22 protein-coding genes are annotated in these 24,635 nt (G+C 42.4%); 11 read left to right on the forward strand and 11 right to left on the reverse strand.

What is annotated here, in order from left to right:
• Window positions 1-50: 50 nt before the first annotated feature.
• Window positions 51-2,174, forward strand: coding sequence for a prolyl oligopeptidase family serine peptidase (locus tag FPL27_RS17540; protein WP_143962529.1), 2,124 nt, complete (start codon window positions 51-53; stop codon window positions 2,172-2,174).
• A gap of 341 nt (window positions 2,175-2,515) precedes the next feature.
• Here the strand turns inward: FPL27_RS17540 and FPL27_RS17545 are convergent, their stop codons facing one another.
• The 4 genes from FPL27_RS17545 to FPL27_RS17560 form a co-directional block, all read right to left on the reverse strand.
• Window positions 2,516-2,710, reverse strand: a complete 195-nt coding sequence (locus FPL27_RS17545; RefSeq protein ID WP_143962530.1) for a hypothetical protein — start codon at window positions 2,708-2,710, stop codon at window positions 2,516-2,518.
• A 61-nt stretch (window positions 2,711-2,771) separates the two neighbouring features.
• On the reverse strand, window positions 2,772-5,789 hold the full coding sequence (gene infB / locus FPL27_RS17550; protein ID WP_143962531.1) for a translation initiation factor IF-2: 3,018 nt from the start codon (window positions 5,787-5,789) through the stop codon (window positions 2,772-2,774).
• 69 nt (window positions 5,790-5,858) lie between these two features.
• Window positions 5,859-7,106, reverse strand: a complete 1,248-nt coding sequence (gene nusA / locus FPL27_RS17555) for a transcription termination factor NusA (RefSeq protein WP_143962532.1) — start codon at window positions 7,104-7,106, stop codon at window positions 5,859-5,861.
• A 5-nt stretch (window positions 7,107-7,111) separates the two neighbouring features.
• Window positions 7,112-7,582 carry a ribosome maturation factor RimP gene (locus FPL27_RS17560; protein WP_143962533.1) on the reverse strand — a complete coding sequence of 157 codons (471 nt, stop codon included), beginning with the start codon at window positions 7,580-7,582 and terminating at the stop codon, window positions 7,112-7,114.
• 261 nt (window positions 7,583-7,843) lie between these two features.
• On the opposite strand from FPL27_RS17560, the gene cysS reads away from it, so the two are divergent.
• Both cysS and FPL27_RS17570 read left to right on the forward strand, forming a co-directional pair.
• Window positions 7,844-9,337: a cysteine--tRNA ligase gene (gene cysS / locus FPL27_RS17565; protein ID WP_143962534.1), complete on the forward strand. Its 1,494-nt coding sequence runs from the start codon at window positions 7,844-7,846 to the stop codon at window positions 9,335-9,337.
• Window positions 9,327-10,307, forward strand: a complete 981-nt coding sequence (locus tag FPL27_RS17570; RefSeq protein WP_143962535.1) for a M28 family peptidase — start codon at window positions 9,327-9,329, stop codon at window positions 10,305-10,307. The genes cysS and FPL27_RS17570 overlap by 11 nt, the downstream gene beginning before the upstream one ends.
• A 19-nt stretch (window positions 10,308-10,326) precedes the next feature.
• On the opposite strand, the gene galE is transcribed toward FPL27_RS17570, so the two are convergent.
• A complete protein-coding gene (galE, locus tag FPL27_RS17575; RefSeq protein ID WP_143962536.1) occupies window positions 10,327-11,358 on the reverse strand; it encodes a UDP-glucose 4-epimerase GalE in 1,032 nt (343 codons plus the stop codon).
• A gap of 93 nt (window positions 11,359-11,451) precedes the next feature.
• Window positions 11,452-12,768 (reverse strand): UDP-glucose dehydrogenase family protein, encoded by a 1,317-nt coding sequence (locus FPL27_RS17580; protein WP_143962537.1) that lies wholly within the window; start codon window positions 12,766-12,768, stop codon window positions 11,452-11,454.
• 346 nt (window positions 12,769-13,114) lie between these two features.
• On the opposite strand from FPL27_RS17580, the gene FPL27_RS17585 reads away from it, so the two are divergent.
• The 7 genes from FPL27_RS17585 to FPL27_RS17615 all read left to right on the forward strand — a co-directional run bounded on the left by FPL27_RS17585 (window position 13,115) and on the right by FPL27_RS17615 (window position 19,982).
• Window positions 13,115-14,254 carry an acyl-CoA dehydrogenase family protein gene (locus FPL27_RS17585; RefSeq protein WP_143962766.1) on the forward strand — a complete coding sequence of 380 codons (1,140 nt, stop codon included), beginning with the start codon at window positions 13,115-13,117 and terminating at the stop codon, window positions 14,252-14,254.
• A gap of 77 nt (window positions 14,255-14,331) precedes the next feature.
• Window positions 14,332-14,526, forward strand: a complete 195-nt coding sequence (gene rpsU, locus FPL27_RS17590) for a 30S ribosomal protein S21 (protein ID WP_143962538.1) — start codon at window positions 14,332-14,334, stop codon at window positions 14,524-14,526.
• A gap of 52 nt (window positions 14,527-14,578) precedes the next feature.
• Window positions 14,579-15,460: a tyrosine-type recombinase/integrase gene (locus FPL27_RS17595; RefSeq protein ID WP_143962539.1), complete on the forward strand. Its 882-nt coding sequence runs from the start codon at window positions 14,579-14,581 to the stop codon at window positions 15,458-15,460.
• A gap of 29 nt (window positions 15,461-15,489) precedes the next feature.
• Window positions 15,490-15,795, forward strand: coding sequence for a ribosome hibernation-promoting factor, HPF/YfiA family (hpf, locus tag FPL27_RS17600; RefSeq protein ID WP_143962540.1), 306 nt, complete (start codon window positions 15,490-15,492; stop codon window positions 15,793-15,795).
• A gap of 94 nt (window positions 15,796-15,889) precedes the next feature.
• Complete coding sequence (locus FPL27_RS17605) at window positions 15,890-17,581, forward strand: ArnT family glycosyltransferase (RefSeq protein ID WP_143962541.1); 1,692 nt, start codon at window positions 15,890-15,892, stop codon at window positions 17,579-17,581.
• A 54-nt stretch (window positions 17,582-17,635) separates the two neighbouring features.
• Window positions 17,636-18,577 carry a glycosyltransferase family 2 protein gene (locus tag FPL27_RS17610; protein ID WP_143962767.1) on the forward strand — a complete coding sequence of 314 codons (942 nt, stop codon included), beginning with the start codon at window positions 17,636-17,638 and terminating at the stop codon, window positions 18,575-18,577.
• A 226-nt stretch (window positions 18,578-18,803) separates the two neighbouring features.
• A complete protein-coding gene (locus FPL27_RS17615) occupies window positions 18,804-19,982 on the forward strand; it encodes an ATP-binding protein (protein ID WP_143962542.1) in 1,179 nt (392 codons plus the stop codon).
• Here FPL27_RS17615 and chrA read toward each other — a convergent pair.
• Window positions 19,966-21,171, reverse strand: a complete 1,206-nt coding sequence (gene chrA / locus FPL27_RS17620) for a chromate efflux transporter (protein ID WP_143962543.1) — start codon at window positions 21,169-21,171, stop codon at window positions 19,966-19,968. The two genes, FPL27_RS17615 and chrA, sit on opposite strands and share 17 nt — an antisense overlap.
• 5 nt (window positions 21,172-21,176) lie before the next feature.
• Window positions 21,177-22,157 (reverse strand): isopenicillin N synthase family dioxygenase, encoded by a 981-nt coding sequence (locus tag FPL27_RS17625; RefSeq protein ID WP_143962544.1) that lies wholly within the window; start codon window positions 22,155-22,157, stop codon window positions 21,177-21,179.
• Window positions 22,158-22,238: 81 nt separating this feature from the next.
• Here FPL27_RS17625 and FPL27_RS17630 point away from each other — a divergent pair, with 81 nt between their 5' ends.
• Window positions 22,239-23,003 carry a hypothetical protein gene (locus tag FPL27_RS17630; protein WP_185974412.1) on the forward strand — a complete coding sequence of 255 codons (765 nt, stop codon included), beginning with the start codon at window positions 22,239-22,241 and terminating at the stop codon, window positions 23,001-23,003.
• Here the strand turns inward: FPL27_RS17630 and recO are convergent.
• Genes recO through FPL27_RS17645 form a run of 3 tightly spaced genes read right to left on the reverse strand, consistent with a single transcriptional unit; the run spans window position 22,996 to window position 24,618 of the window.
• Window positions 22,996-23,682 (reverse strand): DNA repair protein RecO, encoded by a 687-nt coding sequence (recO, locus tag FPL27_RS17635; protein ID WP_143962545.1) that lies wholly within the window; start codon window positions 23,680-23,682, stop codon window positions 22,996-22,998. The genes FPL27_RS17630 and recO overlap by 8 nt on opposite strands.
• Before the next feature lie 12 nt (window positions 23,683-23,694).
• A complete protein-coding gene (locus tag FPL27_RS17640; RefSeq protein WP_143962546.1) occupies window positions 23,695-24,279 on the reverse strand; it encodes a thymidine kinase in 585 nt (194 codons plus the stop codon).
• Window positions 24,280-24,291: 12 nt separating this feature from the next.
• Window positions 24,292-24,618 carry a 2Fe-2S iron-sulfur cluster-binding protein gene (locus FPL27_RS17645; RefSeq protein WP_143962547.1) on the reverse strand — a complete coding sequence of 109 codons (327 nt, stop codon included), beginning with the start codon at window positions 24,616-24,618 and terminating at the stop codon, window positions 24,292-24,294.
• Window positions 24,619-24,635 lie beyond the last annotated feature (17 nt).

Raw genomic sequence — 24,635 nt, forward strand, 5'->3', positions numbered from 1 at the left:
TTTTTGCTCAGTCTTTATTATATTTCATGTGTAAAAACCCAATCTCAACTATGGATAAAAAGAAAATATTAGCCCTAGGCCTAGCCTTAGGCTTATTCACAGGTGCAAAAGCACAGATGCAAATGGACTTGAAATACCCTGCGACTACAAAGGGGGAACAAATCGACACCTACTGGGGCGAACAATTGGCTGACCCATATCGCTGGTTGGAAGATGACCACGCTGAGGAAACCAAAGATTGGGTACAAGCCCAAAACAAGGTAACTTTTGAATATCTGAAAAAAATCCCGTTCCGCTCTCAGATAAGGGAAAAGCTAGAAGATGTCTGGAATTATGAGAAAGTGGGAGCTCCGTTTGAATACGGGGACTACACCTATTTTTATAGAAACGACGGTTTGCAAAACCAATCAGTTCTCTATCGCAAAAAAGGTGAAAACGGTCAAGAGGAGGTCTTCCTTGACCCAAACCAGCTTTCTGAAGATGGCACAACTTCATTGGCATCTGCCAATTTCACCAAAGACGGCAGCTTGTTTGCGTATGCCGTGTCCGTGGCCGGTTCTGATTGGAGAGATATCTATGTGATGGATGTCGAGGGGAAAACCTTACTTAAGGATAAAATCGAAGATGCTAAATTCACAGGCATTGCTTGGAAAGGAAATGATGGCTTTTATTACAGCACATACGAAAAGCCGGGCGGAAGCAAGCTTTCGGCTTTGACCAACAATCACAAACTTTTTTATCATAAATTGGGCACCAGCCAAGAAGATGATGTTTTGGTTTTTGGGGACGATGAAAACCCAAAAAGATATGTAGGTGCAAGGGTGACCGAAGACCAAAACTTCCTAGTCATCTCTGCTGCAAATAGCACCACAGGTAATGAACTTTATGTCCAGGATCTTCGAAAAGATGGCAGCGAGATCATGTCAATAGTTTCGGACATGGAAAACACCCACTCTGTACTTACATCAAAAGGGGATGAGCTTTTGATCTTTACGGATATTGATGCGCCAAATAACAAGGTGGTCAAAACAAGTATCCAAAAGCTATCTCCAGAGAATTGGACAGTGGTAATCCCAGAAACTGAGAATGTCTTAAGGGCCAGCACGGCGGGAAAAAACATTTTTGCTTCTTACTTAAAAGATGCCATCACGCATGTCAAGCAATTTGACCTGGAGGGAAAAGAAATCAGGACAGTGGATTTGCCTGGAATTGGTTCGGCTGGAGGTTTCTCGGCCAAAGAAGATGATGAGCATCTATATTATTCCTTCACTTCATATATTACACCTGGCACTATTTACAAATATGAAATTGCCTCTGGGGAGAGCGAACTTCATATCAAGCCGGATGTCAAGTTTAACGCTGATGATTATGAGAGCAAACAAGTGTTCTTCACAAGTAAGGACGGTACTAAAGTGCCTATGATTATCACGCATAAAAAAGGTCTGGAATTGAATGGCAACAACCCAACTATGCTATATGCTTACGGAGGATTTGGGGTGAGTTTGACGCCATCCTTCAGCGTAGCCAATACAGTATGGCTTGAAAAAGGCGGAATCTATGCAGTTCCAAACCTTCGAGGTGGCGGAGAATATGGCAAGAAATGGCATGAGGCTGGCACTAAAATGCAAAAGCAAAATGTTTTTGATGACTTTATTGCGGCTGCAGAATACCTCATTTCTGAAAATTACACCTCATCCGAAAAACTAGCCATCAGTGGCGGCAGCAACGGAGGCCTTTTGGTTGGTGCTACTATGACGCAGCGACCTGAACTGGCTAAGGTGGCTTTCCCCGCAGTAGGAGTATTAGATATGTTAAGATATCACCAATTTACCGCTGGAGCGGGTTGGGCTTATGACTATGGTACCGCTGATGATAGCGAAGAGATGTACCAATACATCAAAAACTATAGCCCCTTACATAATTTGGAAGAGGGAACCGAATACCCTGCTACCATGGTTACTACTGCCGATCACGATGACCGAGTAGTACCAGCACACTCTTTTAAATTTGCCGCAAGACTTCAAGAGGTTCATCAAGGTGACAATCCTGTTCTCATCAGAATCGAGACTAATGCAGGTCATGGGGCAGGAAAGCCAACCAGCATGATCATAGATGAAGTGAGTGATAAATTTGCTTTCGCTTGGTATAACATGGGTATAAACCCATTTGAATAGAATTTTAAGCCGGCTAAAGTTAGCCGGCTTTTTTCATTATCTGTTAGGTACATTTTTCCATCTTAATACGGAATAATACCAGTCCTAAAATACCCTTAAAAACATCATCTGAAATAAGATCACCACCAATCCCACGCACATTTTTTATGCATTCGATATGCCATAACCCATAGTGAACCCGAAGAGGACCCGAAAAGAAGGCATAATGGACTCATATTGGAAGTAAGTTTTGGGTAAGGGATACGGTATTGGACAGGTCCTGAAAATAGCCTTTCATCTTACTTATGATCTGGGCAGTATCGCGTGATGCCTCAAGCTTATTGGAATAGTAAATTAGCCAATTAAGCTAAAAGCTGTAATAGTATTTTGGTCACAAACAGGATGATCCCAGCACTGCCAAATATCCAAATCACCTTCAACCTATTACTCCTATCCAAAAACCACAGGGCATACACCGGTCGTATAAAACCAGCTACCAGGTTGATTAAGGAAAAATAGAAAAGGATGTTAACCAATATGATTAGTGCCTCGACCATGTGCAAAAATAAAAAAAGGCGGTTTGAATAAAACCGCCTTTTTAAATCTATATGTTGGAAATTATTTCTTACGCTTAATTTCTTTCATCTCATAACCTTCGATGATGTCGTCAAGCTTGATATCATTGTAGTTTTTGATTGAGATACCACATTCGTATCCGGCTTTCACTTCAGCAACATCGTCCTTGAATCGCTTCAACTGATCGATTTCACCATCATGAACTACAATACCATCGCGGATGACGCGGATTTTATTCTTTCTAGTAACAAAACCATCAGTAACATAACATCCAGCAACTGTACCGATTTTAGAGATTTTGAAGACTTCTCTCACCTGGATGTTTCCAGTGATTACTTCTTCAAATGTAGGTTCTAGCATACCCTCGATAGCGTCTTTGATCTGGTTGATCGCATCGTAGATGATAGAGTAATGACGGATCTCAATCTCTTCCTGCTCGGCCAATTTCTTGGCGTTGGAAGAAGGTCTCACCTGGAATCCTAGGATAATAGCATCTGATGCAGATGCCAACAATACGTCGGACTCTGAAATTTGACCCACACCTTTATGGATAATGTTAACGCTTACCTCATCTTTCGATAGTTTGAGCAAGGAATCAGAAAGTGCTTCCACGGATCCATCCACATCACCTTTGATGATGATATTAAGTTCCTTAAAGCTTCCGATTGCCAAACGTCTACCGATTTCATCAAGTGTGATATGCTTCTTAGTACGCATGGTTTGCTCACGGTTGATCTGCCCTCTTTGATTGGCAATCTCTCTCGCTTCACGTTCCGTTCCGTACACTTTAAGTATATCACCCGCCTGAGGGGCACCGCTTAGACCAAGTACCTGTACAGGTGTGGATGGTCCAGCTTCTTTTACTTTTTTGCCTGTATGGTCAAACATTGCCTTAACCCTACCGTAATGCTCACCGGCCAACATGATGTCACCTATTCTCAGCGTTCCGGCCTGAACCATCACTGTAGAAACGTAACCCTTACCTTTATCAAGCGAGGCTTCCACTACAGTACCGACGGCATTCTTGTTGGCATTGGCTTTAAGTTCAAGAATTTCAGCTTCAAGAAGTACTTTTTCCAACAAGTCGTCAATACCTTGACCTGTCTTGGCGGAAATTTCCTGAGACTGATATTTACCGCCCCAATCTTCCACCAATAAATTCATATTGGCCAATTGTTCCTTGATTTTCTCAGGGTTGGCGTTTGGCTTATCTACTTTGTTGATTGCAAAGATCATCGGTACACTTGCCACTTGGGCGTGATTGATGGCTTCTTTGGTTTGAGGCATGATATCATCGTCAGCTGCGATTACGATGATGGCCACATCTGTGATTTTGGCACCCCTTGCCCTCATCGCCGTAAAGGCTTCGTGACCCGGTGTATCCAAAAACGCGATTTTATGTCCATCGTCAGTCATCACATCGTATGCACCAATGTGCTGGGTGATACCACCTGCTTCGCCAGAAGTTACTTTTGCACTTCTGATGTAATCAAGTAGGGAAGTCTTACCGTGATCGACGTGACCCATGATAGTCACAATCGGAGCTCTTTCCTCCAAGTCTTCCGGCGCATCTTCTACAACCTCCACATCTTCATCCTCATCAGCTTTAGAGAATTCAACTTCATAGTTAAACTCATCGGCGATGATGGTGATAGCTTCGGCATCCAGTCGCTGGTTGATCGAAACGAACATACCTAGAGACATACACACCGAGATGATTTCGTTTACCGAAACATCCAAAAGACTTGCAAGGTCATTGGCGGAGATGAATTCAGTCACCTTAAGGATTCTGCTTTCCTCCACACCCTCAACTTGGTCTCTACTTCTTTCAGATCGCTTGTCTCTACGGCTGCTTTTCTTGCCTCCTTTGCCACCGCCTTGAAGACGGGCAAGGGTTTGCTTGATTTGATCTTGGATTTCCTTTTGAGTAGGCTCAGCTTTTTGGAATCGGCCGGCCCCTGGACCTTTAGCCCCTGGCTTACCTCTTCCACCTGGCCCTGGTCTTCCACCCGGCCCAGGTCTTCCGCCTGGCCCTGGTCTTCCTTGACCTGGTCCAGAACCTTGTCCTTGACCGCCTGGTCTTTGCTGACCACCACCTTCTCCAGGTTTTTTATCAATTCTCTTGCGAGGTCTTTTCTTTTTCTCTTTCCCTTTTTCATCTGAAGATGCCACAGGCTTGGCCTTTTTCTTGGATCTGTCAGCGGGAAGTTCTATTTTACCCAATACCGTAAGGCCTTTAAGAGCATCTGCTCTGGCAGAAATTACCTGGTCAGGCTTTTTCTCCTCAGGCTTCGCACTTGGCTTTTCAGGCGTCTCTTTAGCAGCAGGTTTTTGTTCTGCTGGCTTTTGTTCTGCTGGCTTTTTGTCCGCTGGTTTAGCTGGCTTGGGTGCCTCTTTCTCCTTAGATGCGTCTGGAGCTGTAGGCTTACTTTTTGAAGGTTCAGTTTTAGCAGGTTCAGAAGTCTGAGGCTTCACAGCCTTAGGTTGAGGAGTTGGCTTTTCCTCTTTTGGTTGTTCTTTTTTCTCAGGTTGAGGCTTCTCCTCCTTTTTGTGAGGTGTAGCTTCAGGAGCAGGTTTGGAAGCCTCTGGCTTAGGCTGCTCGGGCTTTTTCTTTTCCGCTGGCTTTTTGTCCAGGTCTATTTTGCCCAAGACTTTGATTCCAGGAAGCTTTTCGGCTGAAGCCTGCACTTTGTCAGTCTCCGGCTTTGGCTCTTCCTTCTTCTCTTCTTTTTTCTCTTCTTTCTTTTCCTCTGGTTTAGGAGCTGGTTTGACGGGAGGCTCCTGTTTTTTCTCCCTCTCAGGCTCAGATTCAGATTCAGCTTTGATGGTAAACGTCTCGTTGTGACGTTTGCCTATGGAAAGATGGGATGCCTCCTCTTTTTCCTTTGCAGAGGACTTAAATTCCTTGGCCAACATGTCGAATTGCTCAACACTTATCTTGGAATTAGGGTTGCTCTCTACATCAAAGCCTTTCTTAGCCATAGAATCCACAATCGTAGATATTCCTACGTTGAGCTTTCTGGCTACCTGGCCCAATCGCATCATTTTTTCTTCTGACATACGCTAAAACCTTGCTATTTTATTTTTGTGTAAATATAACGTCTTTAAATTAACTATGCGACGCTTTTTTTACTGTTCAAATTCTTGTTTCAATATTCTAAAGACCTCATCTATGGTTTCTTCCTCGAGCTCCGTCCTGCGTAGAAGCTCTTCCTTGGTCACTGCCAACACACTCTTGGCTGTATCCAAACCGGTCTTTTTCAATTCTGTAATAACCCAATCTTCAATCTCATCGGTAAATTCTGTCAAATCAACATCTTCCTCTTCCTCATATTCGGAAAGCTCACGGAACACGTCAATTTCGTAACCTACCAATCGGCTGGCAAGTCTGATGTTAAACCCTCCTTTACCAATTGCCAAAGATACCTGATCAGGCTTTAAAAACACCGAAAGCCTCTTTCCCTCTTCGTTAACTTGTATGGAGCTAACCTTGGCCGGGCTTAACGCACGGGAAACATATAGTTCCAAGTTGTCGGTATAATTGATTACATCGATGTTTTCATTTTGAAGCTCTCTCACCACAGCGTGGATTCTGCTTCCTTTCATTCCGACACAAGCACCTACCGGATCGATACGATCATCGTAGGACTCCACAGCTACTTTTGCTCTTTCGCCTGGCTCACGAACAATTTTCTTAATGGTAATCAAACCATCATAAACTTCCGGCACCTCATTTTCGAAAAGTCTTTCCAAGAAAATCGGAGAAGTTCTTGAAAGTATGATTTTAGGATTGCCGTTTACCATTTCCACTTTGTGGACAATGGCCTTCACAGCGTCACCTTTTCTATATCTATCTTTAGAGATTTGCTCACTTTTTGGTAAAATAAGCTCATTTCCATCACTATCCATCAGTAAAGCCTCACGACCTAAAACCTGATAAACTTCTGCGGAGATAATCTCACCTACCAATTCCTCGTACTGTTGGAAAAGCAAATCTTTTTCAAGATCCTTGATCCTTTGGATCAACGTCTGACGGGCCATCTGAACGGCTCTACGTCCAAAGTCCTCCAATTCTATTTTCTCATATGTCTCTTCACCGATTTCAAAATCCGGCTCAAGTTTTCTTGCCTCAGTAAGACTGATCTTGTCGTGATCCCAAATATCCTCTGAGTCGTCGTCTACAATCTCCCTAATCCTCCAAATCTCAAGGTCGCCTTTGTCGGCATTGATGGTTACATCAAAGTTTTCGTCAGTTTCGTATTTCTTACGAATCATTGCTCTAAATACATCTTCTAGAATGCGGATCATCGTAGGGCGATCCACATTTTTAGATCTTGCAAATTCTGCAAATGATTCAATTAAAACTTTAGCATCCATTGTGTTTATTTAAAAGAGACTAATACAATTGATTTCTTTATCTGGTCAAAAGCCACCTGAACATCTTCCTCAACAGCTTTTTTCCCTTTTTCTTTTTTCTTTGTTTTCATGACCACATGCAAAGACTCCACCGATAACAGTTCGCCTTCCAGCTCCCCACCATCCTCCAGCGTCACCTTTATATTACGGCCTATGTTTTTCTGATACTGCCTTCTGCTGGTCAATGGAAAATCTAACCCAGGAGAAGAAACCTCCAAAACATATGCCTCTTCCAGTATATCCTTGGCCTCAAGCTCCTCCCCTACGGCACGGCTCACCTTGGCACAAGTATCGATCTTAAGACCCTCATCGGCATCGATCAGGATAGTCACCTTCTGCTTTCCCGAAGCTTCCTTCAGGTCCACATCAACCACAAAATGGCTGGCATCGGGCAGATGCTTCTCTACAATTTCTTCTATTGTCTGCTTTAAACTCATGTTCAAATTTCAGCATAATGAAAGAGGGGACTGCTTGTCCCCTCTCTAAATTCGGCTAAGTAGGGTACAAATGTAATAATTTTTTTTCCTATAAAAAAGAAATAATCCTTACAGAAAATTATTCTCTAGGTTCATTTTAAACCTTTTTGCTCTAAATTCGATGTTTTTATTTGGACATTCAGGTAATCTAACCCAAGCACATGGCATGTGTTCATTTCACAGTTTTCTTAATTTTCTCTCTCGTTTTGATAAATTTGTAGGATGCATTCAAAAGACTTAAAAATATACAACACGCTTAGCCGGAAAAAGGAACTTTTCGAACCGATAAATCCTCCCTTTGTGGGCATGTACGTATGCGGCCCTACCGTGTATGGAGATGCCCACTTGGGCCATGCTCGGCCAGCGCTGACTTTTGACACTTTATACCGCTATCTCACCCATCTGGGGAACAGGGTAAGGTATGTCCGCAACATTACAGATGTGGGACACCTTGAAGCCGACGCCGATGACGGGGAGGACAAAATAGCCAAAAAAGCTAAATTGGAGCAGCTCGAACCTATGGAAGTGGCCCAGCATTACACAGACACCTATCACAGGGATATGGACTTGCTCAACACTAAAAAACCGAACATTGAGCCACGTGCTACAGGTCACATCCCCGAGCAAATCCAGCTGGTAAAAGACATTTTGGCAGAAGGACTAGCCTATGAGGTAAACGGCAGTGTCTATTTTGATGTACTCAAATATCATGAGCGAGAAAAATACGGGAAACTTTCTGGAAGGGTGCTTGAAGATTTAGTTTCCGGTAGCCGGGAGCTGGACGGGCAACAGGAAAAACGAAATCCAATTGATTTTGCCCTTTGGAAAAAAGCATCCCCTGAGCATTTGATGAAGTGGGACTCACCTTGGGGACAAGGCTTTCCAGGCTGGCACCTTGAGTGCACAGCCATGAGCTCCAAGTATCTGGGCAAGCACTTTGATATCCATGGTGGGGGTATGGACCTACTGTTTCCGCATCATGAATGCGAAATCGCACAGGGCAATGCCTGCAATCATACCGATCCAGCAAAATACTGGATGCACAACAACATGATTACCATCAATGGCCAAAAGATGGGTAAGTCTCTAGGCAACTTCATTACTTTGCAGCAGCTTTTCAATGGTGACCATGAATTGTTAGAACAAGCTTATAGCCCTATGACCATCCGGTATTTCATCCTGACGGCTCATTATCGTTCCACCTTGGACTTTTCCAACGAGGCCTTAAAGGCTGCCCAAAAAGGCTACAAGAAAATTATCAATGCCTTGAGAATCGCAAGAAACCTGAAGTATGAGTACGAAGAAGGGGTGGAAATCGACGAAAACCAGGTAAAGCAAGTAGAACAAAACATTCAGAATGCTTACCGCGCAATGAATGATGACCTCAATACCGCACAGGCCATAGGTTACCTATTCAACCTGACCAAAAAAATCAACAGCTGCTTTACCGGCCAGCTAAAATCAGCAAACTTGGGAAAGGAGGTTTTTGAGAAAATGCTCAGCGAGTATAAGGTTTTTGTGGAAGATATTTTGGGTTTGGTAGAGGAGAAAACTGACATTCAGTACAATTTGCTTGACGCACTATTAAATGTATATGCTGACGCAAAGAAAAACCGGGACTATGACTTGGTAGATCAAATCCGCGCAACCTTAAAGACTAATGGCATAATTGTAAAAGACATGAAAGATAAAATCGACTGGGCATATGAAGAATAACTGGATAATCGTAATTCTTCTGGCCATGCTCATTTCCTGCGGCCAGGAACAGACTGAGGAACAGGTAGCGGAAGAAGAATTAAGGGAAGTACCGGAATTTAACGCTGATTCTGCTTACAGCTTTATTCAAAAGCAAGTCGATTTTGGTCCAAGAGTACCCAATACTGAAGAGCATCAGGCCACCAAAAGATGGTTGGTGGAAAAGTTCGAAACCTACGGAATGACTGTGACTGAGCAGGATTTTGAAACGAAAGCTTATGATGGAACCAACCTGAAACTGACGAACATCTTCGCTGCGTACAAACCTGAGGCAAGCAAAAGGATACTCTTGGCCGCCCACTGGGACACTAGGCATATGGCCGATAAGGATACTGACGCCATCGACCAGCCTATAGACGGAGCCAATGATGGCGGTAGTGGCGTTGGGGTAATTCTGGAAATTGCCAGGGTATTGGCGACTTCCGGACTGGAGCCTGAAGTTGGTGTGGATTTCATCCTTTTCGACGGGGAAGATTACGGGGAGCCAGAACAGACCAAACCGAGTGATAGAAACCATTCACAAATCTGGTGGGCCTTGGGTTCTCAGCATTGGTCCAAAAACCCTCATGAGCCGGGCTACTCTGCCTATTATGGAATCTTATTGGACATGGTAGGTGCGAAAGGGGCAAGATTCTATCGAGAAGGTTACTCTATGCAGTATGCCCGCAACACTGTGCAGAAAGTTTGGAGAAATGCTCATAGATTAGGGCATGGAGACTTTTTCCCAATGAGAGATTCACATGAAATTATAGATGACCATGTGTTTGTCAACCAAGTGGCAAATATCCCTATGATTGACATTGTGGAATACTCCCCTGACTATGGTTTCGGAAAATATCATCATACCCATCAGGACAGCATGGACCTGATAGATCAGAGAACATTAAAAGCTGTAGGTGAAACCGTTCTCTACACCATATTTCATGAATAATAAAAAAAAAAGATGAGTTTTAGCTCATCTTTTCTTTTTCTTTCAAACTTAACTGCCAATTCCAGGAATCCCTTAAGGCGTCTTCCAAATTCAACCTGGATTTCCAGCCAAGAACCTGATCAGCCTTGTCTGTATTGGCCCAAACCTTTTCTATATCTCCAGGCCTTCTTGGGCCGATTTTATACTTCAAAGTTTCGCCGCTTACTTTTTCGAAGGTTTTCACCACTTCCAATACAGTATTTCCTTCTCCTGTACCTAGGTTGAATAAATCATAATATGTAGAAGGTTTGTCAGCAAGATGCTGGATAGATTTCACATGAGCTTCTGCCAAATCCACCACATGGATATAATCCCTTATGCAAGTACCATCAGGTGTATTATAATCATCACCATATACGGTAAGCTGCTCCCTAATTCCTGCACCAGTTTGGGTGACAAAAGGAATTAAATTGTTTGGAACTCCTAATGGAAGTTCCCCAATAGCAGAACTCGGATGCGCTCCCACTGGATTGAAGTACCTAAGCGCAATTACTCGCACTGGGGCTTTGCTTTTTACATAATCATTCAGAATATCTTCGCACACCTTCTTGGTGTTACCATATGGGCTTTCTGCTTCTTTGCGAGGCGTGGACTCCTTGACCGGATTTTCATCTGGCTGTCCATAGACTGTACAAGACGAAGAAAAAACGATATCGCTGACCTCATGTTTACGCATAGTATCAAGCAAGACCAACAGGGACCCTACGTTATTTTTATAATATTTCAGTGGGTGCTCAGTGCTTTCACCGACAGCTTTATAGGCTGCAAAATGGATTACCCCAGCAATTCCTTCCGTTGAAAAAATTTCTTCCATAAGTTGGACATCATTGCAATCCCCTTCATAAAGTTTCACCTTTTGCCCTACGATTTTCTCAATGCCTTTAACCGCGCTTTTGTCAGAGTTGGAAAAGTCATCGACAATCACCGGCTCAAAACCTGCCTCAAAAAGTGCCACAGCGGTATGGGAACCGATATATCCAGCCCCACCTGTTATTAATATTTTTTTCTTCATAGCTAAAAATCCAATTTTATTTTAAATAAAAAAAGCATAATCAAGGATAAAAATCACCTGATTATGCTTTCAATATATGATTCAATCTTTTAATTAGATACCGATCCCATAATGAGTAAAGCCTAGCTCTTTCAAGTATTTAGGATCATAGATGTTTCTTCCATCAAATATCACCTTATCATTCAAAAGCTTGGTTAACACATTCCAGCTCGGCATTCTAAATTCAGACCATTCCGTCACAAGCAACAAAGCATCCGCATCTACCAAAGCCTCATACGCATCATTGCAATAGGTGATCTTGTCTCCAATGTAATGCTCTTTGGCCTCTTTCATAGCAATAGGATCGTAAGCTTTCACTTGGGCACCTGCGGCAAGAAGTTCGTCGATAATCACACAGGCCGGAGCCTCTCTCATATCGTCGGTGTTTGGCTTAAAGCTAAGCCCCCACATGGCAAAAGTTTTACCTGAAAGGTCCTCACCAAAGTGCTTTTTCACTTTATTAGAAAGAACGTATTTCTGGTTCTCGTTGACATCTTCTACGGACTGCAATACTTTCAATTCGTAGTTGTACTCCCTTGCCGTTCGGATGATAGCCTTCACATCTTTAGGGAAGCAAGAGCCACCGTAACCTACACCAGGATAGATGAATTTGTTACCAATACGAGGATCAGAACCGATACCTCTTCGAACCATGTTGGCATCAGCCCCCACTAGTTCGCAAAGGTTGGCAATGTCATTCATAAAGGAAATCTTGGTGGCCAACATTGCGTTAGCCGTATATTTGGTCATCTCTGCAGATGGAATATCCATATAGATAATTCTGTCACCGCTCAACTGGAATGGCTTATAGAGACGCTTCATGATGGCTTCAGCTTTTTCATCCTCCACACCGATCACGATTCTATCCGGCTTAAGGAAATCCTCCACTGCTGCTCCTTCTTTCAGGAACTCAGGGTTGGATGCCACAGCAAACTCTAGATCGCTGTTTCTTTCTTCCAAGGCCTTTTTAATCGCGTTGTGCACTTTTTTGCCAGTACCTACCGGCACGGTACTCTTTGTGGCTACTACCATGAAATCATCCATGTGTTTGCCTATCCCTTCAGCTACCGATAATACATATTGAAGATCCGCAGACCCATCTTCACCTGGAGGTGTCCCTACCGCGATGAAAGCAACTTCACTACCCTTTATGGCTTCGCTAAGGTCAGTAGAAAACTGCAACCTCCCGCTTTTGTAATTACGCACTACCATTTCCTCCAAGCCGGGCTCGTAGATAGGCATAATACCTTGTTTCAAATTATCTATTTTCTTTTGGTCCACATCTACACAGACCACCTCAACGCCTACATCGGCAAAACATGTACCCGTTACCAAACCTACATATCCGGTACCTACTACTGTAATTTTCATAATTGATTTTTGTAAAATGATTTAGTGTAAAACAATTTTTACCAGTATTGATTAATTTAAAATGAAGCGGCCGGTCACCGCAGTCCAAATCTTCATGGAGTAAAAAATCCTGGAAGATTCACTTAAAAATTCATTTAAGGGTGATTTGCATCCTTCGAAATGTAATCCGAATAAAATCAACAAATTCGAGATCCAATAAACAAAATTTACGCCAACAAATATAAAAGTAAGGTTTCCATAAAAAAACCATTTTCAAAATTAAGTCAAATTCCATGCAAGAATTCAAAAAAAGATTCTCTAATTTGGAATTTTGAACTGTGAACCCAAATAAACTAGCAAAAGTATGATGAGTTTTGAACTCAATGAGAATCAAAAAATGATAGCGGAAATGATCCGCGATTTTGGTGCGAAAGAAATCACTCCCTTTAGAAAAGAGTGGGATGACGAGCAAAAGTTTCCGTTGGAGCTATTCAAAAAACTAGGTGAACTCGGCCTGATGGGCGTATTGGTCCCTAATGAATACGGCGGATCCGGATTCGGTTATTTCGAATACGTGACCGCAATTGTCGAATTGACCAAACTTGACCCGGGAATTGGCCTATCAATGGCTGCCCACAACTCTCTTTGCACAGGACACATTATGATGTTCGGTACTGAGGAGCAGAAGAAGAAATATATCCCAAAACTTGCCAGCTGTGAATTTCTGGGTGCCTGGGGACTGACTGAGCCAAACACGGGTTCGGACGCAGGCAACATGAGAACCACTGCCGTGGAAGATGGGGATTATTACATATTGAATGGCGCCAAGAATTTCATCACCCATGGTGTATCTGGTGACGTGGCCGTAGTGATCGTCAGAACCGGCGAGGTAGGCGATTCACATGGCATGACAGCATTCATTGTCGAAAGAGACACTCCAGGCTTTAAAGGCGGTAGAAAAGAAGACAAGCTAGGGATGCGCTCTTCTGAGACAGCCGAAATGATCTTCGAGGACTGCCGAGTGCACAAAAGCCAGATTTTAGGGGAGGTTGGAGACGGCTTTATTCAATCCATGAAAATTTTGGACGGTGGTAGAATTTCCATCGCTGCCCTTTCATTGGGTATTGCTGAGGGAGCTCTTGAAGCTGCTATCCAATACAGTAAGGAAAGACAGCAATTCAACAAGCCTATTAGCAGCTTCCAAGGCATTAGCTTTAAACTAGCGGATATGGCCACTCAGGTAGAAGCATCTAAGTTGCTCATCTTCCAAGCTGCCGACCTTAAAAACAAAGGTCAAAATGTAACCAAGGAAAGTGCTATGGCTAAGCTTTACGCTTCCGAAGTTTCTGTTTCGGTGGCAAATGAGGCTGTACAGATTTTTGGAGGATATGGATTTACCAAGGATTATCCAGTGGAGAAATACTACAGAGATGCCAAACTTTGCACCATAGGTGAAGGAACCTCTGAGATCCAAAAACTGGTGATCGGACGCCAAATTTTGAAATAATATTTCACAATCAGCGCTTCTTTTTGGATTGACAGAATAATTGGCTACATTTGCACTTCGAAAGGAGGTGTAAAATTATGATCGTAGTAAACGTTAAAGAAAACGAATCTATCGAAAAAGCTTTGAAAAGATTCAAGAAGAAGTTTGACAGAACTGGAGCAATCAGGGAACTGAGAGCAAGACAGTATTTTGAGAAACCTTCTATCAAAAGAAGAACTGAAGTCATCAAAGCTGCATACAAGCAAAGAATGCAAACGGAGGAAATGGGTTAATCATTTTCTTTCTCAAGATAAATAAAGCATATTAGTGTAAATATTCACTAATATGCTTTTGTCGTTTATAGCCTACCTACAACACACCAAACGGGCCAGCTCCCACACCCTAATTGCCTACCAAAAAGACCTGGAGCAATTCGAGGAGTTTTGTCAAACCGCTTTCCAAACCCAACTAGAGGCTGCCCAACATCCTGAAGTCCGGGCGTGGGTAATCGATTTAGTAGAAAGCGAACTTACACCGAGAAGCATCAATAGAAAAATCGCAACCCTCCGCTCCTTTTATAAATTTTTGCTCAGGGAAGGAGTTATCCAGAAAGACCCAACTTATAAAATCCAAGCGCTTAAAACCCCCAAAAGGTTACCGGAATTTATTTCCGAACAAAACGTAGAAGAAGTCCTCTCCGAGATCCAATATAAGGAGGATTTTGACGGGCAGCGAGACAAGATGGTAATGGAGTTTCTGTATCTCACTGGAGTGCGTCTTTCGGAACTTTTGGCCCTACAATGGAAGGATGTAGACCTAAATTCCGACCTCATTAGAGTATTGGGAAAAAGACAAAAAGAACGTATTATTCCTATAACGAAAACACTTAAACAAAATATTATTTCATACCAAAAAACATTTGAAAAAACATTTCATAATCTAGACCATCGTGATTATTTTATCGTTACAATTACTAGAGAGCAGGCGTATCCGATGAAAATTTACCGTATAGTGAAGCATTATCTTGATCTTTTTGCCCAAACTTCCAAGCGAAGCCCTCATATCCTGAGACACACTTTTGCGACCCACCTTCTTAATAAAGGAGCAGACCTTAACGCCGTGAAAGATTTACTTGGACATTCCAACTTGGCCGCTACTCAGGTATACACCCACAATTCTATGGAAAAACTTAAGGCTGTGTTTGATCAAGCACACCCTAAAGCTTAATATAAGTTTAACTTTAAACCGTAACGATTATGAAATTACAGATGCATTCAATCCACTTTGACGCTGACCAGAAGCTCATCAACTTTATTCAGAAGAAAGCGGACAAACTGGACACCTACTATGATCGTATCATCGACGGAGAAGTTTTCATGAAGTTGGATAAAAATGACAGAAGTGAAAACAAAGTCGTAGAGATCAAAATGAATGTACCCGGAAAACAATTGTTTTCCAAAACCCAAAACGGTTCTTTTGAAGCTGCAGCCGACGAGGCTATCGAACAGTTAAGAAGGCAGCTGAAAAAACACAAGGAAAAATCCTTGCTCGCAAAACAATAAATCCCTTCCAAGCCCTCTTATCTTAGAGGGCTTTTTCTTTTATCACCCTTTCGGTTCTGAAATAATCCCTAAATTTGCAGAAAAATTTACGGGGATGAACACCAACCTTGCCAAGCAGACCAACCGCAATACTACCCAGCTTTTTCTGTTGCTGTTATTTGCCGGCCTTTTAGCTACCTATATTTTTGCACTCTTTGTCCCATTGATGGACTCTGACTCTGCCCACCATGCCAATATTGCTCTTCATATGGTATTGACCGGGGACTACGTTAGTCTGATTGACAAAGGCAAGCCGTATCTAGACAAGCCTCACCTTCTTTTTTGGACCAGTGCAGCATCCTTCAACCTTTTTGGAATTAATGCATTTGCATACAAACTCCCCTCCTTCCTTTTCACTCTTCTCGGCCTATATTCCACATTCAGACTTGGAAGTGGCCTTTACGATAGAAAAACGGGTTGGCTAGCTACGGCAATATTAGCCACCAGTTTTGCATTTATTTTAGCCAATAGTGATGTTCGGATGGACGCTATGCTTACCGCAGCAATGATCTTTACAGCCTGGCAGGCTTGGGGTTATTACCAAAAACGATCATGGTCCTATCTAATAGGGACTGCGCTTGGGCTGAGCCTTGGATTCATGACCAAAGGGATGATAGGACCAGCTGTTCCTGTGTTTGCTTTCCTTTTCTATCTCCTTGAAAAACAAGATTGGAGATTCTTCCTTGAATACAAAGTTTACTTCTCTATCCCATTGTTTTTCCTTTTTTCAAGCCCCGTCCTTTACGCTTATTACCTACAGTTTGACCTCAATCCAGACCTTTTAATCCGGGGACGGGAAAATATTTCCGGTATAAAGTTTATCCTTTGGGACCAAAACTTTGAAAGATTCGACGGGGAAACCTGGGGAGGAGACCGTAGTAAGGACTACTTATTCTTCCTACATACCATCCTTTGGGCTTTCTTGCCATGGTCGATTCTTTTCTACTTTGGAATTTTCAAAGGTCTAAGGACAAAGTTTTTAAAACATACCAACCTCGATTGGATGACTATGGGAACATTGATTTTCCTCCTCGGCATATACTCCTTCGCTGGTTTCAAGCTCCCTCACTACCTAAATACGCTTTTCCCTTTTATGGCGATCCTTACTGCGGCAGCCTTGATAAGATTTGATGTCCCAACCTCCTTAAGAAACACTCAATACATTGTTTTGGCCCTGATAATCATGTTGGTGTTGATCATCAATGTTTATGCATTTCCCGGATGGACGACAATAATCCCGACACTATTTGGCATTCTCTATTTTATTTTCTGGAAAAAAACAGAAAAAAGATGGGCAGCCATGATTACCCTCTCCCTAGCCGTGGGAGTAGTGTTCAATATGATGATGCAAATCAACTTCTACCCCCAACTGTTAACGTACCAAGGTGGCACCGCCCTTGCCAAAGAAGCAGACCGCATAGGGCTCGAAAAAGAGCAGACGTATTTCTTCGAAATGCACAGTTATTCGTTTGACTTCCAGCGAAAACACCTTCACGAAAGACTTAATTTTGAAGAAATTTTGGAAAGAGTCGCAGCGGGGCCTTTATATCTGTATGTCAATCCAGATGGATTTAATTTTCTACAGTCCCAATCAAATCTTCAGATTGAAACCTTGGCAGAAAAAGGGGCATTTCATGTATCTAGGCTGAAAGGCAGGTTTTTAAACCCATCTACCCGAGAGGAAGCTTTGACACCTAATTACCTTATCGAAGTTCGTAGCAGCGGTCCATTACTAGCCCGCCAATAAAATCCGGCTTGCTGCCAAGGCAGAAAAAGCGTAAGTTTGGCAAAATTTTACCCTATGCATATCCCCCAGCTTTCAGTAGTTGTCACCGTTTTTAATGAAGAGGAAAACATCAAACCCCTTCTCGAGGCAGTCTATCTCGCCATGGGCACGCTGGACTATGAGCTTATCCTGGTAGATGACGGTTCATCTGACAAAACCATACAGGAAGTAAAAAAGATAGCCAACAGCAAAACCAAGCTGATAATTTTCAACAAAAACTATGGCCAAACCACTGCTTTAGCTGCAGGGATAGATCATGCTACCGGGCAGTATATCGCCACTATGGATGGGGATTTGCAAAACGACCCATCAGATATCCCACTGATGCTCAAAAAGGCAATCAATGAAAATTGGGACGTGGTGGCAGGAAGAAGAGCGGACCGTAAGGATGGCTTCGTACTCCGAAAACTTCCCAGCAAGATTGCCAACTGGGTGATTCGCAACACCACCAAGGTATATCTCAAGGATTACGGCTGCAGCTTGAGGGTGTATAAAGCGCAAATTGCTCAAAACATGGAATTATATGGTGAACTTCACCGCTTTATCCCCGTTCTAGCCAAGCAGGAAGGCGCAACCATGACCGAGGTAGATGTAAAGCACCACCCTCGTATTCATGGTGATTCAAAATATGGCCTTAGCCGGACCTTTAAAGTAATGGCTGATCTTATCCTGATGCTTTTCTTCCAAAAGTATCTTCAGAGGCCTATCCATATTTTTGGAACCTTGGGCTTAATTAGCTTTTTGATTGGTATCTTGATCAATCTCTATCTGCTTATTGACAAAATTTTTGGCGCAGACATTTGGGGAAGACCTATTCTCTTGCTGGGCTTTATCTTTCTCCTGGCCGGAATCCAGCTAATCACTACGGGGATTATTGCTGAGATTATTATCAGAACATATTTTGAATCACAGGATAAGAAAACTTACAAGGTTAAAGAAGTTTACGTTGGAGAATAGCTATCTGACTCCCACTCTCTAATATTTATTTTACGTAAAATTTACCAAAACCTCATTTCTAGACCTTATGGATCATTTTAACCTTGCAAATTTAAAATCATATTTTAAATTTGCAAGGTTAAAACCTCTAACACAACCTTGTAAATTTAAAACACAAATTTAAATTTACAAGGTAAATATTCAAATTCAACCTTGTAAATTTAAAATCCTTATATAAATTTGCAAGATGATTAATAGATATATAGCATTAGAAATAGCCGACCTGTTACAAGATTTCCCTGCAGTGGCAATCCTGGGACCCAGACAGGTGGGCAAAACAACCTTGGCTCAGGATGCTGCTGAGAACCTGGATGGAGATGCTATATACCTTGACCTGGAAAGTCCTTCCGACAGAACAAAACTCGAAGATCCTGAAGCCTATTTTGAATTTCATGAAGGAAGGCTTGTAATTCTAGATGAAATCCAGCGCATGCCTGAATTATTCAGTATACTCCGAGGAGTTATAGACAGGAGAAGAAAGAAAGGATTCAGAAGCGGTCAGTTTTTAATTTTAGGCTCTGCTTCTCTGGAACTGATAAAACAGTCTTCAGAATCATTGGCAGGCCGAATAGCTTATGAAGAACTATATGGCTTCAACCTTTTAGAAATTATAGACGCTGCCGACACCCCACTGAATCAATTATGGTTAAGAGGAGGGTTTCCTGATAGTTTTTTGGCCAAGAGTGACTCCAATAGCTTAAGATGGAGAAGGAATTTTATTACCACTTATTTGGAAAGAGACATTCCACAGATAGTAAGTCTAATTCCGGCAAGTCGTCTAAGGAAGCTTTGGACTATACTGGCACATCAACAGGGCCAACAGGTGAATTTCAGTAAAATAGGAGCGAGCATGGATTTAAGTTCGCCCACCATCAAAAACTATGTAGAGATGCTGGAAGATCTATTATTGATCAGACAAGTTCGCCCTTGGCATAACAATGTGGGGAAAAGGCTTGTAAAAAGTCCAAAGGTTTATATTAGGGACTCAGGCATTACCCATACCTTATTGAACATAGGAACCATGGAAGATTTATTGAGTCATCCTGTGGCTGGATCTAGCTGGGAAGGCTTTATAATCGAAAACATCCTTTCTATTCTTCCAAAAGGCAGTGAATACTATTACTACCGTACTTCAGCAGGGGCTGAAATAGATTTAGTACTATTGGTGAAAGAAGAAAAGTGGGCTATTGAGATTAAAAGAACGCTAAGTCCAAAAGTATCGAAAGGCTTTCTGATTTCATGTGATGACATTAAGGCAAGCCATAGATTTATAGTATATGCAGGCTATGAAGAATTCCCTGCCGGAAATGATGTTTGGGCAGTGAGCTTATTAGGGTTGATGCAGAAACTCAAATCATTGAGATGACCCAATTGTAGCTAACCCCAGCCACAATCCCCAAGGCAATGATCAATGGAGAGGAAAGTTTGGTAAACTGCAGTAAGGCATAAGTGGCTACAATAGCTAAAATATTGAAGGTATTAGCGTCCAAAGGTTCGAAAAGCAAGTAGGCCGCAGCCAAAAGCATTCCGCAACTTACGGCGTTGATACCCTCAAGAGCTGCCCTAACGGGCCTGTATTTTTTTAGATCATCCCAGAACCTGATCACAAAGAAAATTAAAAATGTTCCAGGAAGGAAGATCCCAGCAGCCGCGATAAATCCCCCAACAATCTTTCCACTAAGCCCAAATTCCCGCATTGACAAAGCTCCTATATAAGAACTAATACTAAACGTGGGACCTGGCAATCCTTGGGAAATCGCATACCCAGTCAAAAACTCCTCAGAACTGAGATAATTCTTGAACTCTACAAACTCTGTGTAGAGATAAGGAACTAGAACCTGTCCACCGCCAAAAATCAAACTTCCATTTCGGTAGAAGTTCTCAAACAATCGAATAGGTAGCGATCTTGTGAAATGCCCCAATACAGCCGCCCCAATCAGCACACCTGCCCAAAGGATGAAATTTGCCCATTTGACATTCAGATTTGCCTTATCTTCAACTTTGGGATGCTTGTTATACTTCAAGGAAGTACTCAACCCTCCTACGGCAAGCATCAAAGGAAACACAAAGGGAGAATTGTAAAAGAATGCCACAAAGGCCGACAACATCATTAAAACCATGGCCTCTTTAGTCTGGATCATGATTCGAATGGTCTTCTGGGCGGCAAAAATGATAAACCCAATGGCCATCGGCTGGATAAACTTCGCAAAATCCAAGGCACCTGCCGTGCTTTCCTGCAAAAAATCAATCAATACAGCAGCCATGATCATCAAAATGGTGGCTGGCAATATCCAAACGAAAAGTGAGAGGTAAGCAAGATTTGGTCCTCCTAAGCGGTAACCTATTGCAGAAATCGTCTGAGTAGAAGTGGGACCTGGCAATATCTGACATAGAGCATTGAGCTCCATCAGGTCACTTTCGGAAAGATAGCCCCGCTTTCTCACCATGATATCCAATACCATGGCGAGAAATGCCTGAGGGCCTCCAAAGGCTGTCACTGAGAGAATCAACACATCTCGCAGGTAGACATAATACCGAACTCTCTTGACAGCCACTAAAATTACTTCTTCAATCCCAATTCTCTGAGACGCTCATCCAGGAACTCCCCAGCGGTCACATCTTCAAATGCTTTAGGATTTTGCTCATCTACACAGCTCTCCAGACAGGTAAGGTCCATCTCGGATCGAGGATGCATAAAGAACGGCACGGAAAATCGACTGCTATTCATTTTTTCCCGTGGCGGGTTTACCACTCTATGAATGGTTGACTTAAGTTTTCTGTTGGTCAATCTCTCCAACATATCCCCTACATTCACCACCAATTGGTCAGGCAACGCTGTGATAGGAATCCACTGACCATCCCTTCTCAACACTTGTAGACCATCTGCACTGGCCCCCATCAAAAGGGTAATCAAGTTGATATCTCCGTGTTCTGCGGCTCTCACTGCATCAGCAGGCACTTCATCAGGGTTCTCTATCGGGAAATAGTGGATTGGACGAAGTATTGAATTACCGTATCTCACTTTATCTTCAAAATAATCCTCAGGCAATTCCAAATAAAGAGCTATAGCTCTAAGCATGTTTTTGCCAGCTGCTTCGATAGTTTTATAAACCTCCAAGGTCACCTCTTCAAATTGTGCCACTTCAGACGGGAACACATTCTCAGGGTACTCCGACTTGATCGAGTCAGATTCAGGAATATCGTTCAAGTCTTGCCCCACATGGTAAAATTCTTTTAAATCACCTGTGTTTCTACCTTTAGCATGCTCTTTTCCTTTACCTGTATACCCTCTTTGATAACCGATTTCAGGTCTTTCATATTGGGATTTCAAACCATCTTCCAGTGCAAAAAACTTTTTGATAGTAGCGTATAGCTTATCTTGAAGTTCTTGCGATAGGCCATGGTTTTTGATGGCAGCAAAACCTATGTTGTTGTAAGCCTGGCCTAAGGCCTGTACAAACGCCGCTTTCTTCTCAGCATCTCCGGAAGTAAAATCCGCTAAATCCAAAGATGGAATTTCATTATACAGAATTTCGCTCATGTAAATTGTTATTTTGTATCGCAAGTTAATTCATTTTCGCCTAAAATTAAATATCTTTAACCAAACAGAACCCGCTTTGCTATGTTTAGAAGTGCTATTGGAATGTTAGCTTTTGTATTGGTTTTCACTTTTATAGGTTGTGAAAACAAAAGGGAAAGAAAATCCGAAAACATCGTCACTTCCCCCGCCGAGGGTGATACCGAAGAGCATTCGGTGCAATTTTACACTTACACAGAACATTCAGACTATCCAGATGCCATTCTGGAAATGTATAGCCCTCTCGGCAATCAGAACTTCAGTTCTACCAAGGTCCCATTTGAATTTAATGTCAAAAATTATCCCTTTGGAGAAAAAGGGATGGGTTTTCAGTTAAAAATGATCCTTAATGGCAATGACCCAATTGGGTATAATATGCCCATATTTCAAAAGGAGCTTAATCAAGGCACCTATCGAGCCGTCGCCTATCTAGTCGATGAAGAAGGCTTGGCTTTGAAAGAATTCGGCAATTACGTGGATAGAGACTTCCGGGTAATGGACAGTCAACCTTTCCCTGAAAATGATGAACCTTTTATGATACTAAACTTACCACTCAACGGACAGGAGTATGGAGAAGGGGAAGAAGTTATTGTCGATTTCATGGTATTGGACGGTGAACTGCAAAGTGATGGCTATAAGGTCAAAATCAAGCTTAACGGTTATGAATTCACTACCGATGAGATGGAACCAATAAGAGTGGATCAGTTGCCCGCAGGCGAATATGACCTGGAAGTTGGCCTTATAAAAGCTGACGGAAGCGACCTTGAAGGGGTGTTTACCTCCGCACGTAAGCAGATAAAGGTTAATTAAGGCTTCGGAGCACTTTGATGGACTTTAGTTCAGAAAATCCCTCCACATGGATCTTATAGAAAGCCAAAAGGTCATCCAGCATTTTCTTTCTAAATACGGCAGGCACTTTTAGGTCATTGGAAAACGGGTGGTCCATAATTTCCCCCAAATAACCTTTTTCCTCTTTGATAAAATCATCCTGCTGACTGAGCCCATATAATTGCGAAAAAAGCTCATGAGGATCATCCGACCCAAACCCTAGAAACTTGGCCGTTTCCAATAAAAAAGACTGCGGATAAAGATGAAGCTTGGTGCTTTGCTGGTCCAAATGGCTCAGGGCATGAGTCAAAAAGTCGAACAGGGCTTCATTCTGGTAATCCTCATAGATCACTTTCCCCAACACCTCCCCCACAAACATCGCCACGCCTGAGCGTTGAAAATCAAAAGGAATGCAGTGGTAGGGCAATTTTAGCTTTACTTCAGAAATCCTGTTGAGATTGGCCTTTTCCTTATCGTAAACCACGAGATCAAGAATTGTAAGCGGTTGGAAAAAACCCATTTTAGTCTTGGCTTTTGGACTTCTGACCGAATTCACGATATAACTTTTCAAACCCAACTCCCGGGTGAAAATCCTTACGATAATAGAGGACTCTCTATATTTCAAATAATTGATAACTATGCCGGAAGTTTTTAGGAGCATCAAGGGTTCCTTTTATTTCTTATCCTCATAAAAGCATTTTCGGCACCTGGCCTCATAACTTTCTTTCTCCCCTAGCATCACTTTTTGTTTGCTGTCAGAAAGCCTAAAACTATACGAAGCCAAGCCTCCACATTTCATGCAGATAGCATGTACCTTTGTCACATATTCCGCGATTGCCAATAGTTGTGGCATGGGCTCAAAGGGGTTCCCTGCAAAATCCATATCCAAACCTGCCATAATCACTCTTTTCCCCGAATTGGCTAAAGAAATGGCAACATTAATGATCTGGTTGTCGAAAAACTGAACTTCATCGATGCCCACCACTTCACAGTTGCCGGCTAAAAGCATGATATCATCGGCAAACTGCACAGGAGTGGAGCGGATTGCATTCTCATTGTGCGACACCACATCCAACTCATGGTAACGCTTATCGACAGCAGGCTTGAATATTTCAACCTTCTGCTTTGCTATCAATGCCCTATTGAGACGACGTATGAGCTCTTCTGTTTTTCCCGAAAACATAGAACCGCAAATCACCTCTATATGCCCCTCTTTTTCCTTTAAAGTATTTTTCCCTATGGAAGGTTCTATAAACATGCCTGACCGAACTTATTCACTGTATTCTATATGAGGAAACTTATTTTCTTCGGCAACCCGAATCTTAAGGGCACCTCCCATAATTTTAGCTTGGCAAGATAATCTTTCATTCACTTTTAACCTGCCTTTTTCTGCAAAAAATTGTTCTTTGTCATTCAGAGCACTTAAATTATCCATACCCTCCACAACGACCATTTTACAACTGGTGCAACGCCCCTTTTTCCCGCAAGCATGCATCCAGTCAATGTAATTTTCATGAATAATTTCAATAACTTTATACCCTGCTTTGGGAGCAAGGATTTCCTTGAAATTCATGTTTTCAATAATGATTTTAGGCATGATCCATGTCTGCTTAC

Source organism: Litoribacter populi (genome assembly GCF_007483685.1).
Classification (GTDB): domain Bacteria; phylum Bacteroidota; class Bacteroidia; order Cytophagales; family Cyclobacteriaceae; genus Litoribacter; species Litoribacter populi.

Excerpts from the sequence above, each read along its gene's own strand:
- FPL27_RS17540 (WP_143962529.1), top strand. The coding sequence starts at position 51 with ATGGATAAAAAGAAAATATTAGCCCTAGGCCTAGCCTTAGGCTTATTC.
- FPL27_RS17545 (WP_143962530.1), bottom strand. The coding sequence starts at position 2,710 with ATGGTCGAGGCACTAATCATATTGGTTAACATCCTTTTCTATTTTTCC.
- infB (WP_143962531.1), bottom strand. The coding sequence starts at position 5,789 with ATGTCAGAAGAAAAAATGATGCGATTGGGCCAGGTAGCCAGAAAGCTC.
- nusA (WP_143962532.1), bottom strand. The coding sequence starts at position 7,106 with ATGGATGCTAAAGTTTTAATTGAATCATTTGCAGAATTTGCAAGATCT.
- FPL27_RS17560 (WP_143962533.1), bottom strand. The coding sequence starts at position 7,582 with ATGAGTTTAAAGCAGACAATAGAAGAAATTGTAGAGAAGCATCTGCCC.
- cysS (WP_143962534.1), top strand. The coding sequence starts at position 7,844 with ATGCATTCAAAAGACTTAAAAATATACAACACGCTTAGCCGGAAAAAG.
- FPL27_RS17570 (WP_143962535.1), top strand. The coding sequence starts at position 9,327 with ATGAAGAATAACTGGATAATCGTAATTCTTCTGGCCATGCTCATTTCC.
- galE (WP_143962536.1), bottom strand. The coding sequence starts at position 11,358 with ATGAAGAAAAAAATATTAATAACAGGTGGGGCTGGATATATCGGTTCC.
- FPL27_RS17580 (WP_143962537.1), bottom strand. The coding sequence starts at position 12,768 with ATGAAAATTACAGTAGTAGGTACCGGATATGTAGGTTTGGTAACGGGT.
- FPL27_RS17585 (WP_143962766.1), top strand. The coding sequence starts at position 13,115 with ATGAGTTTTGAACTCAATGAGAATCAAAAAATGATAGCGGAAATGATC.
- rpsU (WP_143962538.1), top strand. The coding sequence starts at position 14,332 with ATGATCGTAGTAAACGTTAAAGAAAACGAATCTATCGAAAAAGCTTTG.
- FPL27_RS17595 (WP_143962539.1), top strand. The coding sequence starts at position 14,579 with ATGCTTTTGTCGTTTATAGCCTACCTACAACACACCAAACGGGCCAGC.
- hpf (WP_143962540.1), top strand. The coding sequence starts at position 15,490 with ATGAAATTACAGATGCATTCAATCCACTTTGACGCTGACCAGAAGCTC.
- FPL27_RS17605 (WP_143962541.1), top strand. The coding sequence starts at position 15,890 with ATGAACACCAACCTTGCCAAGCAGACCAACCGCAATACTACCCAGCTT.
- FPL27_RS17610 (WP_143962767.1), top strand. The coding sequence starts at position 17,636 with ATGCATATCCCCCAGCTTTCAGTAGTTGTCACCGTTTTTAATGAAGAG.
- FPL27_RS17615 (WP_143962542.1), top strand. The coding sequence starts at position 18,804 with ATGATTAATAGATATATAGCATTAGAAATAGCCGACCTGTTACAAGAT.
- FPL27_RS17625 (WP_143962544.1), bottom strand. The coding sequence starts at position 22,157 with ATGAGCGAAATTCTGTATAATGAAATTCCATCTTTGGATTTAGCGGAT.
- FPL27_RS17630 (WP_185974412.1), top strand. The coding sequence starts at position 22,239 with ATGTTTAGAAGTGCTATTGGAATGTTAGCTTTTGTATTGGTTTTCACT.
- recO (WP_143962545.1), bottom strand. The coding sequence starts at position 23,682 with ATGCTCCTAAAAACTTCCGGCATAGTTATCAATTATTTGAAATATAGA.
- FPL27_RS17640 (WP_143962546.1), bottom strand. The coding sequence starts at position 24,279 with ATGTTTATAGAACCTTCCATAGGGAAAAATACTTTAAAGGAAAAAGAG.
- FPL27_RS17645 (WP_143962547.1), bottom strand. The coding sequence starts at position 24,618 with ATGCCTAAAATCATTATTGAAAACATGAATTTCAAGGAAATCCTTGCT.